The following is a 17,295-nucleotide window of genomic DNA, read 5'->3' as shown; positions in this document are numbered from 1 at the left end:
ATCAGCTAGACGCGGGTGAGTGCGTCCTCGTCGTCGTCCCGGTCATCGAGGCCGGACGTCCGGCCGTCCACCGCAGCTTTGGCACCGGCGAACTTCTCGTTGAGGCGGGAGTGCCGCTGCCCGTAGGCGAAGTAGATGGCGATGCCAACTACCAGCCAGATGCCGAAGAAGATCCAGGTCTCCACAGCAAGGTTGGTCATCAGGTACAGGCACAGCACCGCGGACACAACGGGAAGCACCTTGCCGAACGGGACCCGGAAGGCAGGCTTCAGGTCGGGGCGCTTCCTGCGCAGCACCAGGATGCCCAGGCTGACCATCACGAACGCGGACAGGGTGCCGATGTTGATCATTTCCTCGAGCAGGTCCACGTTGGTGAGGGCGGCAACCAGGGCAACAGCGGCGCCGCAGATGATCTGGAGGCGGGCCGGCGTCGAACGCTTTTCGCTGGTCCTGGACAGGGAGCGCGGCAGCAGGCCGTCGCGGCTCATGGCCAGCACAACCCGGGCCAGGCCCATGAGGAGCACCATGATCACCGTGGTCAGGCCGACGAGGGAACCGAAGGCGATCACCTTCGCGGCGTCAGTGTTGCCCACGGCCTCGAAGGCCGTGGTGAGGGTGGGGCTTTCCGCCGCGGCGAGCTGCGTGTAGGAGACCATGCCGGTCAAGGCGAGGGACACCAGGATGTACAGCAGCGTGACCAGGGCGAGGCCGCCGAAGATGCCGCGGGGCAGGGTCTTCTGCGGGTTCTTGACCTCTTCCGCGGAGGTGGCCACGACGTCAAAGCCGATGAAGGCGAAGAACACCAGCGCGGCGCCGGCGAAGATTCCGAGGGTGCCGTACTGCGCGGGTGCGGCACCGGTGAGGAAGCCGAAGAAGGACTGCTTCATGACGTCCGCCGCACCGGCGTTGGCCGTCGGTTCAGACGCCGGGACGAAGGGGGTGTAGTTGGAGAACTTCACGTAGCTGAAGCCCACAACGATCACGAAGACCACCACGCCGATCTTGATCAGCGTGAAGATGTTGCCCACCCGGGCGGAAAGCTTGGTGCCGAGCACCAGCAGCACCGTGAAGATGGCCACGATGAGGAAGGCGCCCCAGTACAGGTCAACGCCGCCGATTGAGATGGCGGGCGGTATCTCCATGCCCATGAGGGCAAAGACCTTGCTGAGGTAGATGCCCCAGTACTTGGCGATCACTGCAGCGGCGGTGAAGAGCTCCAGGATGAGGTTCCAGCCGATGATCCAGGCCAGAATCTCACCCATGGTGGCGTAGGTGAAGACGTAGGCGGAGCCGGCCACGGGGATGGCGGTGGCGAACTCGGCGTAGCACATGATCGCCAGTGCGCAGGTGATGGCGGCGACCAGGAAGGAAGCGGTGACGGCGGGGCCTGCGAAGTTCGCAGCGGCCTTGGCGCCCACGGAGAAGATGCCGGCGCCGACGGCCACGGCGACGCCCATGATCATGAGGTCCCAGGTGCTCAGGGAGCGCTTCAGCTTGCGTCCGGGCTCATCGGCGTCGGCAATTGACTGCTCGATGGATTTGGTCCGGAAAAGGTTCATTGGAAGTCCACAATCCTGATAGGGGATGGAAACAGACCTATCAAGTGTAGTGTCCATCCAATGGACGGCCGCATTTGTCCCAAATACTGAGACGGACCGGGTGCAAAACCACGCCCGACCCTCCTCCGCGCTGCGGCTGCGCGGTGTGGTGGAGGGCCGGGCGTGGGTCCTAGCGGGAAGGCTGGCGGCCCTGGCATGGGCCGCCAGCCTCGACTGGGTTACCTGGTACCTGTCCTGAACGTCCAGGAACGGAAGGCCAGCGGGTTGCCCGCCAGGTCCCGCACGGATGACGTTGCCACGGTGTAGGTGGTGTTCGCCGCCAGCGTTGCCGACGGGTTCAGCGTTGCCGTCCGCGTCGTGGCGTTGTAGGTCACCGTCGCCGTAACGACCGGGCCGGTCAGGCCGCCGCGCCGCAGCACCACAGTTCCGGTGCTGACATTCGTCACCGGCTCGCTGTAGCGGACCAGGACGTTCGCCGTCCGGCTCACGTTGTTGGCGCCGATACCGGGGGTAACGGAGGCAACGGTCGGAGCGGGGCCGGTGGTGAACTGCCATGACGTGAATGCGATGGTGTTGCCGGCGGTGTCACGGACTGACGAGACAGCCAGCGAGTACGTACGGTCGGCCTGGAGGGTGGCGTTCGGGTTCACCGTTGCCGTCCTCGTTGCGTTGTTGTACGTCACCGTCGCCGGGACGATCGTGGTGCCGAGCCGCAGCACCACGGTGCCCGTGCTGACATTCGCCACCGGCTCGCTGAACGTCACGCTCAGGTTGTTCGTCTGGCTGACGGACGTGGCACCTGCTGCAGGCGTCCTGCCCGAGACGGTCGGGGCCACGAACTCGGTCCGCGGCGTAACGAGCGCGCTGCGGGCCGAAGGTGCTCCCGTGCCTGCCGAGTTGATCGCCGAGACATCGAACGTGTAGCCCGTGCCATTGATCAGACCCGTTACCACCGTGTTGCTGACGTTGCCGACGATTTCTTCGCGGGTCGGCGTGGCGGCCGTTCCGACGAAGACGCGAACCCGGTACTGAGTGACAGCCGTGGCGTTGGGAACTGCCGCGGGGGCACTCCACCGCACCGTTGCCTCCGCGGTGCCGGCCGTTACCGTGCCGATCGCCGGCGCGGCGGCAAGGACCGGAGCGGAAGGAGTGACCGTGTTGGACAGTGCCGAGAAGGCGCTGGTGCCGATCGCGTTCAGTGCCCGCACCTGGAACCGGACAGGGGTTCCGTTGGGCAGGTCCGTCACAACCAGGCTGGTGGATCCGGCGTCTGCCGTCCGGAGCGCGCCCACCTGGGTTCCGGCTGCGTTGACCACCCGCACCTCGAAGCCGGTGGCGACGCCGCCTGCTGCCGGGGTGAAGTTGACCGTTGCCTGGCCGTTGCCGGCCGTTGCCACGCCGATGACGGGTGCAGCCGGAGCAACACTGTCAGCGAACACGAGGCGTTCGACGTTCCGCAGGGTGTCGGTGCCGTCGGTGCCCGCGTTGTCCGTCACCGTGGTGGTCGAACCCGGCGAGCCGAGGGTCCCGTCGCCTCCGGTGGTGGTGACCGTGTAATCGGCCTCCGCCCCGGTGAACACTGCCGAGTCAATGCCGCCCGAGCCCGTGAGGATCTCGCGGACCGCCACGATGTTGCCCGGGTTCACGGTTCCCGCGAAGACAGCTTCCTGGAGCGTCTGTCCCGTCAGGTTGCCGCTGGCGTCCTTCAGGTACCGGCTGTTCATGGCGCTCTGCCCCGGCCCTTCAATGCTGGCGCTGCCGATCTCGCTTGCCGGATCTGCCGCGTTGGTGCGGACACTGAGACGGACGCTGAGGTAGCGGTCGCCGTCGATGATGTCGTTGGCGCCGCGGCCCTCGAGAAGGTCGCTGCCGCTGCCGCCGAGGAGGATGTTGCCTTCACCCCAGACGTTAGTACCGGTCAGGAGCGGGCAGTCCTTGCCCGCCGAGGCGGCCGCAACATCGGAAGCCAGCGTCGGGAAGGTCGTCACCAGGTCGCCAAGTCCGGCGATCCGGTCCACACCGGCCTGATCCAGAACGTTGCATCCGATGAACCCGCCGCCTCCAACAGCGCTGGGAACGACGTCGTCGCCGCGGATCTTGTCATCGAACTTCCAGCCGGAGGCGGCCTCGAGTTCGTTGAACTTGTCGCGGACATCAACCGTCAGGATGTCGAGCGGGACAAGCGGCAGGGCGAGGTCCAGGTCCTGTGCCTGCGGATCGCCCTGACCGGTCTCCCAGTCGTAACCGGAGGCTCCGGCGACTTTCTCGATGCCGGGGCCGCCGACGCCGATGTCGTCGCCGCCCTCCATGTCGTAGTCGTCGTCGCCGCCCTGGCCGACGAGGATGTCGTGGCCGGGCTTCTGGGAATCATCCAGGAAGAACAGGTTGCCGCTGTCACCCTGCATCAGGTCGGGCTGGTCGCCGCCCTCTTCCCAGTCGTCGCCGCTGTCGCCGAACGCGGCGTCAAGGCTCTGACCAAGCAGGATGAAGTCGTCACCGGGTCCGGCGAAGGTCTCGTTAGCGTTGGCGCCGCCGTTCATGAAGTCCTTGCCGTCCCCACCCATGATGATGTCCAGGCCGGGGCCGGTGTCGATGGCATCGTTGCCCGGTCCGCCCTTGTGGACGTCGTCACCGGCGAGGTCGGTGATGATGTCGTCGCCTTCGCCACCGAGTGCGACGTCGGCTCCGTCACCGCCTTCGATGACGTCGTTGCCTTCACCGCCCCAGAAGGTGTCGCTGTCGTTTCCGCCGAAGATGCGGTCCACGCCGGCCGTGCCGTTGTAGACGCTCTGGCCGTTGATACCCGAGGGGTCAACAGTGTTCCTCGCCCGGTACTTGATGGTGCCGTCGGCCATGCGGATCAGGACGGCCGACTCATCGCACTCTGAGTCCGGGTCGTTCGCTACCGTGTTGCCGCCGGCCGCAAAACCATCCACGGTGCCTGCCAGATTCTTCAGTTCAAACTTGCAGTCCGAGGTGGCGAACGCATCGGCCTTCAGGCTCTTCACGTTCGTGTTGCGCATCATCAGTTCGGCGAACGAGTTGCCTTCCAGTTGCGCCCTCAGGTTCATGCCCGGTGTGCGCGCCAGGTAGTACAGGCGGTCACCGTTCTGCAGATCCGTCAGCTGGTTCTCAAACACGTAGTTGAAGGTGCTGCCCAGCAGGCCACCGAAGACAACCGTCTGCTCCGCGAGGCCGCCGACCCAGAGGTCAACGTTGTCCAGGCCGGTGATCGAGCTTGCGCCATCGTTGGCCCAGGCGTCCGTGCTGTTCATGAACGCCGCTGCGTCAGCCGGAGGAACATCGCCGGCCGCGGGGCTGACGATCAGCCGTGCGGCCTCCCGCTTGCCCGCCAGCGTCGTTGCGCCGGTGATGGACGGGTGCAGACCGTAGGCGGCCACGAAGTTGACGAGCGACTCCGGGTGCTTGAGGTTCTCGCCGTAGTCGACCCAGCTGGTGTAGGGCTTCAGCTGGCCGTCATTCGTCTTGTTGAAAAGCTCCCGGCGAAGGACGTTCAGCCGCGGAATGCCTTCAGAACGGGCCCGCGTCATGTTGATGGTCGGAAGGTCCAGGGGCAGGCCCAGCAGGTTGTTGCGGAGCGTGTCCGTCACGAACTCATCGAGCTCGTTGCCGGCCTGGTCCGACATGCCCATGATGATGCTTCCGGCCGCCTCTTCCGAGGTCAGCGGCCCGGCAGGCCCGCCGTTGGTGTACTCGGGCGGGTTGAGGAAGCCGTCAAGCAGGGAGATGTCGTTCTGGCTGCCCCGGGTGTCGTCGGATGTGCCGAACACGGTGTCGGGGCCGGCCCCGTCCTCGTTCCGGCGCGAGATCGTTTCGGTCAGCATGGAGTGGCCGAAGCGGTAGACCGCGTGGGCGAATTCCGCCTTGACCGCGGGGTTGAGCTCCGTCTGGGTGAACGCAAACGGCTCGAAGGGGTTGATCGCAGGCTGAACCTTGCGGGCGAACTCCTCGAAGACCAGGTGCTGGTATTCCATTTCCGTGATGAACCGTGCAGCCTGGAAGAGCCGCTCGCCGTTCCAGCCGCCGGCACCGGCAGCCAGCTTCCATTCGGGCAAAGCCGCGACGCCACTGGCGGAGGTGTCGTTGGTCAGGATGTTCTCGATGTCGTCCACGAGCCGGTCGTGTTCGGAGTGGAAGATCTGGTGGATAGCCGTCAGGCCGATGTTCTCGTTGACGCGGCCGTCACCGGCGATGAAGTGCGCATCCAGCATCTCGTCGTCGTAAGTGCCCGGTGCCTGGTTGGCGAAATCGGCGGAGGGTGTGCTGTCCGCATCCTTCGCGGGCGTCACCTTCGGCGTTGCCGGGTTGTGGTCGGTGTCCTGCGGTGACGGGTCCGCGTTGTGGGCGATGTCCGTCAGGAACGGCGTGTCAAAGTACTTGACGTTCGCCGGCACCAGGGTGCCCAGGCCGCCGTTGTCGGCGCGGTCGGCCTCAACGAGTCCGGTGTCGGTCACGAACTGCGGAAGTCCGCGGGCCGGGCCGGGGATGAACTTGCCGTACGGGTCTGCGGCGACCATGGGGACATTCAGGACGTCCTTGTCGAGCAGCTGGATTCCGAGGCGCGCCGAAGCCTGGGCCTTGGTGGTGGCCCAGGTGGCCATGCCGCCGGCGGTGGGTCCGGCAGGTCCGCCGAGGAGCTTGCCGGTGGCGACGGGCTTGCCGTCGGTGTTGTCAACGTACTCCCGCAGGAACACCTGGTGTGAGGAATGCGAGGTGTAGGTCTGGCTCTGGTCGACCCAGGGCGAGTCCGTGTTGTTCGCGTCCTGGATGTCGTCGGCGCTTTCATCGGCAGGCGTCGCGGGGTTATCGCCCAGGATGCCGTCAGGACCTGGCTGGTTCTGGCCGCGGGTCAGCACCATGAAGCGCAGGTTCGGATCGAGGTCGTCCGCGTTACCGAAGACGTGGTCCGGACCGGCGATCAGCGGATCGTCATCCTTCAGCGGAACGAAGACTGTTCCGCCGCTCTTGACGGTCTGGTCCACGCCGTGGTCGAAGAACTGGCCGAAGAGCGTGAACATCGAGTTGTAGGGCGGCGAGAGGCCGACGTCGGTGGTCACGTTTTCGATGAACAGCGTGCTGTGGGACGGCACGCAGTCCGCGGGAACACCGGCGACGGGCGGGGTCGCCAGCGGATCCGGGTCAGTGGTGCAGGGAACAACGCCCGGGTTGCCCTGGGTCCGGACCGGGTTACCTGCCGCGGCGACTGCCGCCGGGTTGGTGGAGGTCTGGTCCACGATCAGGTTGCTGATCGTGCGGGGCTCGGAGTCGAAGACATTGCCCTTCTTCTGCGCGTACGACGTCGGCTGCGAAGGCCCGAATGCGGGAGGCGAGTTCTCCGCATTCTTGAACACGGGTGTGGTCAGGCGCGGGAACTTCTGGTCGGCTGCACCGAAGGTCTCCTGGCCCGCCTGGAGGTTGTTGCATGACCCGTCCACCGTCCGGAGGCCCTGGGAAACCAGGGGGCTCGGGATCTGGTTGGGGCCAGTGCCGATCAGCGCCCCGCAGGGGCCGGTGGCCGAGGTCGTGTTGGCAACGTGGGCTTCGGCGATCTTGATCTGCTTCAGGATAAAGGAGAGATCGGAGGGAGTGATGGTGAAACCTTCGCCCACCGGTGCCTGCACCGCGTTGGCCGCGACCACGGGCAAACCCATGGCGATTGGCATCATCAGTGTGGTTACTGCTGCCACTGTCCGGAAGGAGATGGCTTGCTTGCCGCGCTTTCTGCGTCGTTGACGCCGGTTGGTTGGTGGATCGGTGGGTGAAGCGGATCGACTTTGATCCGCATCACCGTCTGACTTCCATGCTGAGACATTCATGGCACACCTGCCGCTAGGAGGGGTTATGACCGTGCCATCGTCCGTGGACATGCCCGTGAAAACCTTGTGGAAGCGGCCGGATCGGAGCTATTTGGCTGCCGGATCCACCCAAATTGGGGGTTTCCAATCAGTGGATTAACAGGCAACACACAGGCGGGGCCACTAGCCTGTGGCCCCGCCTGTGCGGCATGAAACTTGGAATTCCGGTGCGAAAACCCGTCGGCTTACACCGGCCAATCCATGAGTGTGGAGCGGATCAGGAAGCGCTTGCCTTCCGGCGCTTCCACGGAAAATCCGCTTCCCCGGCCATCCACCACATCCACCGTCAGGTGGGTGTGGCTCCAGTAGCCGAATTGTTCCCTGGACATCCAGAACTCAAGCGGCCGGCCGCCGTCGTCCGCGGAAACGGGCCCTCCGCCGTCGTCAACGGAGAGATCAAACTGTCCCAGCAGCACATCCGAGTCGCCGGTGAGGAACTCCCCACTCGGGTAGCACATGGGCGCTGAGCCGTCGCAGCAGCCGCCGGACTGGTGGAACATGAGCGGCCCGTGCCGGTCCCAGAGCGTCCGCAGCAGCGAGACCGCCTCGGCGGTGAGCGCCACCCGGGAGAAATCCTCCCCGGGCAGCGTCACCGCGGCGTCCAGCCTGGTGCCGGGCATCAGAACCTCAGCACCACGCGGCCGTCGATCTTCGCGTGCTTCATCTCGTCGAGGACCGCATTGACTTCCGAGAGTTCCCGCGTGGACACCGTGGGGTGGATCTTGCCCTGCGCGTAGAAGTCCAGTGCCTCCTCCAGGTCCTGCCGGGTGCCCACGATGGAGCCGCGGACGGTCAGGCCCTTGAGCACGATCTCGAAGATCGGCGCCGGGAAGTCGCCCGGCGGAAGGCCGTTGAACACGATCGTGCCGCCGCGGCGTGCCATGCCGATGGCCTGGCCGAAGGCCGACGGGTGCACCGCCGTGACCAGGACGCCGTGGCAGCCGCCTGTTACACGCTGGATGACTTCGGCGGGATCCTCGTGGAGGGCGTTGACGGTGAGCTCGGCGCCGTGCTTCCGGGCGAGGGCGAGTTTGTCGTCCGCGATGTCGACGGCGGCGACACGCAGCCCCATGGCCACGGCATACTGGACGGCGATGTGCCCCAGGCCGCCGATGCCGGAGATGGTGACCCACTCCCCCGGCTTGGCCTCGGTCATTTTCAGCCCCTTGTAGACGGTGACGCCGGCACAGAGCACGGGCGCAACCTCCACGGGATCCGAGCCCGCCGGAATCCGGGCGGCAAACCGGCTGTCCACCAGCATGTACTCGCCGAAGGAGCCGTCCACGCTGTAGCCGGCGTTCTTCTGGGCCTCGCACAGCGTTTCCCAGCCGGTGCGGCAGTACTGGCAGTCGCCGCAGGCGGACCACAGCCAGGCGTTGCCCACCAGGTCCCCGACGGCGAGGTCGGTCACGCCCTCGCCGAGGGCCACCACCTCGCCCACGCCTTCGTGGCCGGGCACGAAGGGAGGCGAGGGCTTGACCGGCCAGTCCCCTTCCGCAGCGTGAAGGTCGGTGTGGCAGACACCGCTGGTGATCAGTTTGACCAGGGCCTGCCCGCGGCCCGGCGCGGGAACGGGAATGTCCTGGATCTGGAGGTCCTTGGCGAATTCGGTTACTACGGCTGCTTGCATTGTCGTCGTCATTGGCGAAATCCTTGCGTCGTTGAATCGGTTTTTTGGGGGTGGAGTGGGGCGCGAGGGCCCCGTCGTGGCGACGGAGTCGACACGACGGGAGCGCCCCGATCTTTAGAAGAAGCCAAGCTTGTTTTCGCTGTAGCTGACCAGCAGGTTCTTGGTCTGCTGGTAGTGGTCCAGCATCATGGCGTGGTTCTCACGCCCGATGCCGGAGGACTTGTAGCCGCCGAACGCGGCGCCGGCCGGGTAGGCGTGGTAGTTGTTGACCCAGACGCGGCCGGCCTGGATCTCGCGGCCTGCCCTGTAGGCGACGTTGCCGTTGCGGGACCAGACGCCGGCGCCGAGGCCGTACAGGGTGTCGTTGGCGATGCCCATCGCGTCGTTGTAGTCGCTGAAGCGGGTCACGGACACCACGGGGCCGAAGATCTCTTCCTGGAAGATGCGCATCCGGTTGTGGCCCTCGAAGATCGTGGGCTGGACGTAGTAGCCACCGGCCAGGTCCCCGGGCAGTTCGGCGCGTGCGCCGCCGGTGAGTGCCCTGGCGCCCTCCTGCTTTCCGATGTCGATGTAGGAGAGGATCTTCTCGAGCTGGTCGTTGGAGGCCTGGGCGCCGATCTGGGTGTCGGTGTCCAGCGGGTTGCCCTGGATGATCTTCTCGGTCCGGGCCAGGGCGTCGGCCATGAAGGAGTCGTAGATGCCCTCCTGGACCAGGGCGCGGGACGGGCAGGTGCAGACCTCGCCCTGGTTGAATGCGAACAGGGCGAAGCCTTCCAGCGCCTTGTCGTAGAACGCGTCGTTGGATTCGGCGACGTCGTTGAAGAAGATGTTCGGGCTCTTGCCGCCGAGTTCCAGCGTTACGGGGATCAGGTTGTTGGAGGCGTACTGGCTGATCAGCCGGCCGGTGGTGGTCTCGCCGGTGAAGGCGATCTTGCGGATCCGCGGGCTGGAGGCCAGCGGTTTGCCGGCCTCGACGCCGAAGCCGTTGACCACGTTGACCACGCCCGCCGGCAGCAGGTCGCCGATGAGTTCGATCAGCACCAGGATGGACGTCGGCGTCTGTTCCGCGGGCTTGAGGACGACGGCGTTGCCCGCCGCGAGCGCAGGGGCCAGCTTCCAGACGGCCATCAGGATGGGGAAGTTCCACGGGATGATCTGGCCGACGACGCCGAGCGGCTCGTGGAAGTGGTAGGCGGTGGTGTCGTCGTCGAGCTGCGACAGCCGGCCTTCCTGTGCCCGGACGGCGGAGGCGAAGTAGCGGAAATGGTCTGCGGCCAGCGGGATGTCCGCGTTGAGCGTTTCGCGGACCGGCTTGCCGTTGTCCCAGGTCTCTGCGACGGCGAGCAGCTCGACGTTCTCATCGATGCGGTCGGCGATCCTGTTCAGGACCGCGGCGCGTTCGGCCACCGAGGTTTTGCCCCAAGAGGGTGCAACCTTGTGCGCGGCGTCCAGGGCGAGTTCGATGTCTTCGGCAGTCCCGCGCGCCACCTCGCAGAAGGGCTTGCCGGTGACAGGGGTGATGTTCTCGAAGTACTGGCCCTTCACGGGTGCAACCCATTCGCCGCCGATCCAGTTCTCGTAGCGGTCCTTGAACGTGACCTTCGAACCTTCGGTGCCGGGCTGTGCGTAAACGGTCATTGCTAGCTCCTTTGCTGTGCAACACGGAGGCGATGTCTCGTGGCGATCGCCGATGCATTGAGCCTAGGAGCGGGCAGGTTGCAGCCAGGTTGCAGCTGCAGTGACTGCGGTCACAAGGAGGCGGAGGCTAAGCGCCCAGTTCGGCTTCCAGCCGCTCCAGGTCGGCGACGACGGCGGCCCGCTTGGGCGAGCGCGGCGGCAGGAGCTTCAGCGCGGCACGGCGGACGCCGGCGTCGTCGGCTGCCTCCGGCAGTTCCGCGTACTTGAGCAGGGACTCCGCGCTGCCGTCCGTCAGGACGGCCTCCCGCATCAGTGCGGAGACGCGGTTCCGGAGCTCGACGACGCCGGGCGCCTCCGAGCGGGGCAGGACGGCGCCGCGGTAGATGTCCAGGGCGATCCGGTGCGCGCCGCGCTGCAGGCAGGTGAGCACCTGGCTGCTGTCCGGCAGGAGGTCCATGGCCAGCCTGTACGGCCGGGACTCCGGCACCGCGGCGGGGTTCAGCTGCTGCAGCACCTTCCGGAGGCGGACCATCTCGGCGCGCAGGGTGATGGTGGAGCCGTCCCCCGGGTAGAGGAGGACGCTCAGCTCCTCGGCACTGAGCCCGTCCGGGTGCGTGCTGAGCAGGGCCAGGATCTCGCTGTGCCGGGCGGAGAGCACCACGCTGCGGCCCTCGATGCTGAGCAGTGCATGGTCGCGGCCCAGCAGCTGCAGGCTGTTGCGGTACAGGCTGCCTTCCCGGGCGGTACCGCCGGCCGCCCCCGAACCCGGGTGCCGCCGTCGTGCCTTAACGCGGTCCTGCTCGGCGGCCAGCTGCAGGCGCTCGACGCGCAACTGGGCCTGGGCGGCCGCCACGGTCGCCTCCACGAGCGAGAGCGTGTGCGGAGCGACGGCGGCCTCCGTGCCGGTGATGTCCACGACCCCCAGCAGCGCGCCGGAGTCGGGGTCCTGGAACGGCACCGCGGTGCAGCTCCACGGGTGGACGGACCGTTTGTAGTGCTCGGCGCCGGAAATCTGGATGCCGCGGCCCAACGCGAGCGCGGTCCCGGGGGCGCTGGTGCCCACGGTCGCCTCCGACCAGTCGGCGCCGGGAACGAACATCATGCCCTCGGCGCGGCTGCGCGCGCCGGTATCGCCCTCCACCCAGAGCAGCCTGCCCACTTCGTCGCCGACGGCTACCAACAGGCCGCTGTCGTGGCTGGGCCGGATGAGGAGCTTCTGGATCACGGGCATGATGGCGGCCAGGGGGTGCTGGCGCCGGTATTCCTCAAGCTCGTCCGCGGCTATGGCCAGCGGGGCCTCGGGGAGGTCGGGATTGGCTTGCAGCTTGGCGGACCGCTGCCAGGATTCGCGGATCAGCCGGCGCAGGCCCGGGATCTCTTCAGCGTCCGGGAACGGGACCGCGTCCGGCCGGCTGTCCAGGAGTTCATGGCTTGCCAGGGCGCGGCGCTGCAGCAACACCGAATCCATGGTTTCGGGTGCCGCCGGCTGGATCAGGTTCTTCATCGAACTCCCACTCGCCCAAACGCTTGCCCGCGACATTCTAGCCCACCCGGGGGCCCGGCAGTAGGGCCGCGTGGGCTGGAGTTTTTGTACAGATAATGGGGTTTGAAACGTGCCAAACGGCCATTATCTGTACAAAAACTCGCTACCCGGGGGGTCAGGCGCGGGAGATCTGGATCATCTCCTCGCGCGGCACCACCTTGATGCGTTCGCGCACCACGCCGTCCGACGCGGCGGATTCCGTCCACGAGGTTCCGAGGGCTTCCTCGTGGGCGTTCAGCTTGTTCCAGCCCTCCCACGTGGTGTACTCGATGCCGCGCTCCTCGAGGAGGTCGATGATCGCCTGCGGGTCAGGGTTCTGCGCCGGCGGCAGGGTGAGCCGGTCCTCGAGGAGGAAGCCGATGGTTTCCAGGGCGTCGCCCTTCGTGTGCCCGATCAGGCCCACGGGACCGCGCTTGATCCAGCCGGTGGTGTAGATGCCGGGGACCGGGTTCCCGTCGGCGTCGAGGACGCGGCCGCCTTCGTTGGGGACAACCCCGCGCTTGGCATCGTATTCCAGCTCGTCCAGCGCGGAGCCGTGGTAGCCGATGGCACGGTAGACGGCCTGCACCGGGTAGTCGATGAACTCCCCCGTGCCTTTGACGTTGCCGGTGCCGTCGAGCTGCATGCGCTCGAACTTGATGCCGGAAACCTTGCCAGTCCCGCCGTCGTCGTAAATCTCGACCGGGCTGTGCAGGAAGTGCAGGTGCAGGCGCCGGGAGGACGGCTGTTCAGCCTCGGCATGCTCCTCGACGAGCCAGTTGGTCATGGTGTTCACCATGGTCTTGGTCTGGTTGTTGCTCCGGATCGCGTCGTCGGACGCTTCGTCGAATTCGAAGTCCTCCGGGTACAGCACAATGTCGACGTCGCGGGCGTGGCTGAGTTCGCGCAGCTCCAGCGGCGTGAACTTCACCTGGGCGGGGCCGCGGCGGCCGAAGACATGGACGTCCGTCACCGGCGAGTTCTTCAGGCCCTGGTACACGTTGTCCGGGATCTCGGTGACCAGGAGCTCGTCGGCGTGCTTCACCAGCATCCGCGCCACGTCCAGCGCCACGTTGCCGTTGCCGATGACCGCGATTTCCTTGGCGTCCAGCGGCCATTCGCGGGACACCTCGGGGTGCCCGTCGTACCAGGACACGAAGTCCGCAGCACCGTAGGAGCCCTCGAGCCCGACGCCGGGGATGTCCAGGCCGGCGTCCTTGATGGCACCGGTGGAGAAGATGACGGCGTCGTAGAAGGCGCGGAAGTCGTGCAGCGTCAGGTCCCGGCCGTAGGTGACGTTGCCCAGGAACCTGATGTCGCCGCGGTCCAGGACCTTGTGCAGGGCGTTGACGATGCCTTTGATGCGCGGGTGGTCCGGGGCCACGCCGTAGCGGATCAGGCCATAGGGTGCCGGGTAGGCCTCGAAAAGGTCGATGCTGACTTCAAAGTCGCCGTCCTTGACCTCGTTGGACTTGGTCAGGATGTCCGCGGCATAGACGCCTGCGGGTCCTGCGCCGACGATCGCGACGCGGAGCGGGCGCTTGGCCGTGGATTCAGCTGTGTTGGACACCATAAGCCCTTCCGGAACGGGAGACCGCGCCCCACCGGCGCGCAGTTTTCAATTCTAATTGTCCGCCCGGCCGGGCGTTCCACCCGTGACGGCGCACGGCGGCCCGTGACGGCCTGGGGCGGGCATCAGCCGCTTTTGCGCAGCGACACCACATCGCCCTCGCGGTACAGCAGTGCCCGCAGCTCCGACTCAGCCGAATCCACCCGCTTGGGGTCGATGGTCTCGCCGGCCGCGAAGTGGTCCAGCAGCCGGGGGTCCACATAGCTCTTGCGGGCGATCGACGGCGTGTTGCCCAGCACCGCCGCCGCCTCCATCATGGCGACACTGATGGCCCGTTTCCGCTTGGCCTCCGTTTTCTGCGGCCCGCTCCTGGCCAGGCTGACGGCGGCCGCGGCGGTGCCCCGCAGGGTCCGGAAGTCCTTTGCCGTGAAGTCATCACCCGTGCGTTCCTTCACGTAGCCGTTGATGTCGGCGCTGGTCAGCGGGTGCCACGACCGGCCGTTCTTGTAGGCCAGCAGCCGCGCATTGCCGCCGCGCCGCTTGAGGGCCTGGGCCAGCGGGGCAAGGTCCGGGTCCTCGATCTGCGATTCCCAGGTTTTGCCGCTCTTGGCCGGGAAGCTGAGGTGCAGGCAGCCTTTGCGGACACGGACGTGGGCGCAGAGCAGGGTGGCCAGCCCGTGGCTGCCGTTTTCGTTCGTGTACCGCTCCGACCCCACCCGCAGGGAGCCGCTGTCCAGCATCCTGAAAGCCGCGGCCAAAACGCGCTGGCGGGTGACGCCGTCGGACCTCAGGTCCACGGTGACCAGCCTGCGGGCGGTGGGCAGCGACTCGGCGAGCTGGAGCGCGCGGTCGAACTTCACACGGTCTTTCCGTTCGCGCCACTCCGGATGGTAGATGTACTGGCGGCGGCCCACGGCGTCCAGCCCCGTCGCCTGGATATGCCCGTTCTCGAAGGGTGCTATCCACACGTCGGTCCAGGCGGGCGGGATACCGATTCCATCCAGCCGGTCCCGGACCGGCCCGGGCGGCAGCGTGGAGCCGTCCAGGTCCCGGTAACTGAACCCCGTACCGGCCCGCACCCGCCGGTACCCGCGGCCGGAGGCGTTGCTGTGGCGGAGCCTCATGGGACCTTCAACCCGCGCTGAGTGGTACTCATAATGGCAAGCCTACTGACTAATTTGCTTCGGCAGGCACTAACCCGCACCTGGCAGGCGGAATACCCCTCGTTAAGATGGTGTTATGGGTCTTGTGCCTAACCCCGACGGATCCGTCTCCTCCGCTGTTTCAACCGCCAGCACACCCGGCGCCGCCACCTCCGGCGCACCGGGCACCTCTGGCGCACCAGTTTCCTCAAGTGCACCCAAGGCGGTGGACAAGGAGTCGACGGCGGGAATCCTGTTCGGCATTGGCGCGTACGGGCTGTGGGGGCTGCTTCCGCTGTACTTCTTCGTTCTGCAGCCGGCAAGTGCCGTGGAAATCGTGGCCAACCGTGTGGTGTGGTCCCTGATCTTCTGCGCCCTCCTGATCACCGTGACCCGGGCATGGCGCGTTCTGGGCGCTGCCCTGCGGAACCGCTCCGTGCTCGGAACCCTGGCGGCAGCCGCCGGCCTCATCGCGGTGAACTGGCTGACGTACACCTACGGCGTCACCACGGGGCAGGCGGTCGAGACCTCACTGGGCTACTTCATCAACCCGCTGGTGTCCGTCCTCCTCGGCGTGTTCGTGCTCAAGGAGCGCCTGAGGCCGCTGCAGTGGGCTGCTGTCGGAATCGGTTTCATCGCCGTGGGCGTGCTGACGGTGTCCTACGGGAAGCTGCCCTGGATCGCCCTGACCCTGGCCGTCAGCTTCGGCCTGTACGGCTTCGTGAAGAAGCGGGTGGGGCCGCGTGTTGACGCCGTCACCAGCCTAACCGTGGAGTCCATTGTCCTTGCTCCGCTGGCCGCGGCCACCATGGTTGTCCTCGCGGCCACCGGCACCGCCTCGCTGACCACCCAGGGGGCCGGGCACTTCTGGCTGCTTCTGGCATCCGGCGTCATCACGGCGGTGCCCCTGGTGTTCTTCGGCGCGTCAGCCCGCCGCCTGCCGATGACCACCATCGGGCTGCTGCAGTACTTCGCGCCGGTGCTGCAGTTCATCGTGGCCCTGCTGGTGTTCCGCGAGGCCATGACGCCTGAGCGCTGGATCGGCTTCGGCGTCGTGTGGCTGGCCCTGCTGGTGCTCACCGTGGACATGCTGGCCGCAACCCGCAGGAGCTCAGCGGCCCGGCGGCTCGCCCGCCGGGAAGCGCGAGCGGGCGCTTAAGCCCGTTCCCCAAGCGCGAACGTACAGTTGTGGCCCCAATTCCCCACGAATTTGGGGCCACAACTGTACGTTCACGCTCAAAGCCGGGGCAGGATTAGGGGGCCGAGTCCGCGCGGTCGTAGTCGCGCGGCACCACCACCATCGGAACCGGCAGAGCCCGCAGCACCTTGTTGGCGGTGCTGCCCAGGAACATGCGGTTTTTCTCGGCCAGGCGCGAGGAGCCCACGATGAGGATCTCGCCGTCGTCCCATTCGAGCCCGTCGATGGCTTCCTCGATGGTGCGGCCATGGGCAACAGCCACGCCAACCTCGTGCCCGGCCGGCACCTTCCCGGACGCTGCCGTCAGGACGGTGTTCGCGTGGATGTGCGCGGCGTTGATGGCCTCCCCGGCATCACCGGCGGCGTCGAGCTCCACCAGCGACACCAGGCGCAGCGGCACGCCCCGACGTTTTGCAGCCCTGATCGCCGTCTCGATTGCAGCCTCGGCACCGGCCCGCTGCCCCACGGCGAGTGTGAGGCGGGTGATGGGCGCCGTCCGCTGGTAGCCGCGCGGCGCGAGTGCCACCGGTACCGGCGATGCGTGCAGCAGCGCATTGGCCACGCTGCCCACCGTGTACCGCTTGAACAGGCCCGTGTTGGCGGCGCCCACCACGATGAGCCCGGCTTCATATTCCTCCGCCGCGTCGATGAGCCCGCCGGCGAAGGAATCGGCCTCCCGCACGTGGAATTTCGCGGGCAGGCCCTCCGGAACCAGTGCCAGGCCCTCCCGTTCGGCCGTCAGCACCTCCTGCTCCGCGGCGCTGATCCGGCTGCCCTCCGGGTTCAGGGCCAAGTACGGCATGCTCGGCTTTACCACATAGACCAGATCCAGGTCGGCGCCCTGGGCCAGGGCCAGCGACGTGGCCAGGGCGACGGCGTCCGCGCCGCGCTCGGTGGGTGTGTAACCGACTACGTATCGCATGCGAAACCCCTCTTTGGGTAGTGCAGACCGATCCCCGGTTTCCGGCGGCGGTCACCGGCCTGCGGCGTGAAGTGCAGTGGTGAGGACGACTCTACCGCGGCGCCCGCGCCAGCGGGCGGAACACAACGGGGAGTACGACGGCGCCAACAACGACGGCGGGCCGGGCACCTTTTGGTTACCCGCCCGCCCGGCGGGGGAATACCGGGGGGTGAACGCCAACCTACACGTTTTGGCCCTG

10 protein-coding genes are annotated in these 17,295 nt (G+C 66.9%); 1 reads left to right on the top strand and 9 read right to left on the bottom strand.

The genetic code is table 11. From position 1 onward, the window contains the following. Positions 1-5: 5 nt before the first annotated feature. From ACFRAH_RS22965 to ACFRAH_RS22930, 8 genes are all read right to left on the bottom strand, one after another. Positions 6-1,559, bottom strand: a complete 1,554-nt coding sequence (locus ACFRAH_RS22965; protein ID WP_377993215.1) for an APC family permease — start codon at positions 1,557-1,559, stop codon at positions 6-8. Positions 1,560-1,777: 218 nt separating this feature from the next. Further along, positions 1,778-7,246: a peroxidase family protein gene (locus tag ACFRAH_RS22960; RefSeq protein WP_377993214.1), complete on the bottom strand. Its 5,469-nt coding sequence runs from the start codon at positions 7,244-7,246 to the stop codon at positions 1,778-1,780. Between the two features lie 374 nt (positions 7,247-7,620). After that, complete coding sequence (locus ACFRAH_RS22955) at positions 7,621-8,055, bottom strand: DUF779 domain-containing protein (protein WP_377993213.1); 435 nt, start codon at positions 8,053-8,055, stop codon at positions 7,621-7,623. Beyond that, complete coding sequence (adhP, locus tag ACFRAH_RS22950; protein ID WP_377993212.1) at positions 8,055-9,077, bottom strand: alcohol dehydrogenase AdhP; 1,023 nt, start codon at positions 9,075-9,077, stop codon at positions 8,055-8,057. The genes ACFRAH_RS22955 and adhP overlap by 1 nt, the downstream gene beginning before the upstream one ends. A gap of 102 nt (positions 9,078-9,179) precedes the next feature. Next, positions 9,180-10,703 carry an aldehyde dehydrogenase family protein gene (locus ACFRAH_RS22945; protein ID WP_377993211.1) on the bottom strand — a complete coding sequence of 508 codons (1,524 nt, stop codon included), beginning with the start codon at positions 10,701-10,703 and terminating at the stop codon, positions 9,180-9,182. Between the two features lie 127 nt (positions 10,704-10,830). Then, complete coding sequence (locus ACFRAH_RS22940) at positions 10,831-12,207, bottom strand: GAF domain-containing protein (protein ID WP_377993210.1); 1,377 nt, start codon at positions 12,205-12,207, stop codon at positions 10,831-10,833. A gap of 154 nt (positions 12,208-12,361) precedes the next feature. Beyond that, positions 12,362-13,798 (bottom strand): FAD-dependent oxidoreductase, encoded by a 1,437-nt coding sequence (locus tag ACFRAH_RS22935; RefSeq protein WP_377993209.1) that lies wholly within the window; start codon positions 13,796-13,798, stop codon positions 12,362-12,364. Positions 13,799-13,920: 122 nt separating this feature from the next. Beyond that, complete coding sequence (locus ACFRAH_RS22930; protein WP_377993208.1) at positions 13,921-14,919, bottom strand: DNA topoisomerase IB; 999 nt, start codon at positions 14,917-14,919, stop codon at positions 13,921-13,923. 115 nt (positions 14,920-15,034) lie between these two features. Here ACFRAH_RS22930 and rarD point away from each other — a divergent pair, with 115 nt between their 5' ends. Continuing rightward, on the top strand, positions 15,035-16,096 hold the full coding sequence (rarD, locus tag ACFRAH_RS22925) for an EamA family transporter RarD (RefSeq protein WP_377993207.1): 1,062 nt from the start codon (positions 15,035-15,037) through the stop codon (positions 16,094-16,096). Between the two features lie 94 nt (positions 16,097-16,190). Here rarD and ACFRAH_RS22920 read toward each other — a convergent pair whose 3' ends face one another. Further along, complete coding sequence (locus ACFRAH_RS22920) at positions 16,191-17,057, bottom strand: universal stress protein (RefSeq protein ID WP_377993206.1); 867 nt, start codon at positions 17,055-17,057, stop codon at positions 16,191-16,193. Positions 17,058-17,295: the final 238 nt, after the last annotated feature.

This window comes from Arthrobacter sp. NPDC056727 (genome assembly GCF_042790555.1).
Classification (GTDB): domain Bacteria; phylum Actinomycetota; class Actinomycetes; order Actinomycetales; family Micrococcaceae; genus Arthrobacter.
The sequence above is the reverse complement of the archived record's forward strand: the minus strand, read 5'-3'. Positions and strand labels throughout refer to the sequence as shown.

What these genes read in the sequence shown, in the direction of transcription:
- ACFRAH_RS22965 (WP_377993215.1), bottom strand. Translation starts at nt 1,559, where the DNA reads ATGAACCTTTTCCGGACCAAATCCATCGAGCAGTCAATTGCCGACGCC.
- ACFRAH_RS22960 (WP_377993214.1), bottom strand. Translation starts at nt 7,246, where the DNA reads ATGATGCCAATCGCCATGGGTTTGCCCGTGGTCGCGGCCAACGCGGTG.
- ACFRAH_RS22955 (WP_377993213.1), bottom strand. Translation starts at nt 8,055, where the DNA reads ATGCCCGGCACCAGGCTGGACGCCGCGGTGACGCTGCCCGGGGAGGAT.
- adhP (WP_377993212.1), bottom strand. Translation starts at nt 9,077, where the DNA reads ATGACGACGACAATGCAAGCAGCCGTAGTAACCGAATTCGCCAAGGAC.
- ACFRAH_RS22945 (WP_377993211.1), bottom strand. Translation starts at nt 10,703, where the DNA reads ATGACCGTTTACGCACAGCCCGGCACCGAAGGTTCGAAGGTCACGTTC.
- ACFRAH_RS22940 (WP_377993210.1), bottom strand. Translation starts at nt 12,207, where the DNA reads ATGAAGAACCTGATCCAGCCGGCGGCACCCGAAACCATGGATTCGGTG.
- ACFRAH_RS22935 (WP_377993209.1), bottom strand. Translation starts at nt 13,798, where the DNA reads ATGGTGTCCAACACAGCTGAATCCACGGCCAAGCGCCCGCTCCGCGTC.
- ACFRAH_RS22930 (WP_377993208.1), bottom strand. Translation starts at nt 14,919, where the DNA reads ATGAGGCTCCGCCACAGCAACGCCTCCGGCCGCGGGTACCGGCGGGTG.
- rarD (WP_377993207.1), top strand. Translation starts at nt 15,035, where the DNA reads ATGGGTCTTGTGCCTAACCCCGACGGATCCGTCTCCTCCGCTGTTTCA.
- ACFRAH_RS22920 (WP_377993206.1), bottom strand. Translation starts at nt 17,057, where the DNA reads ATGCGATACGTAGTCGGTTACACACCCACCGAGCGCGGCGCGGACGCC.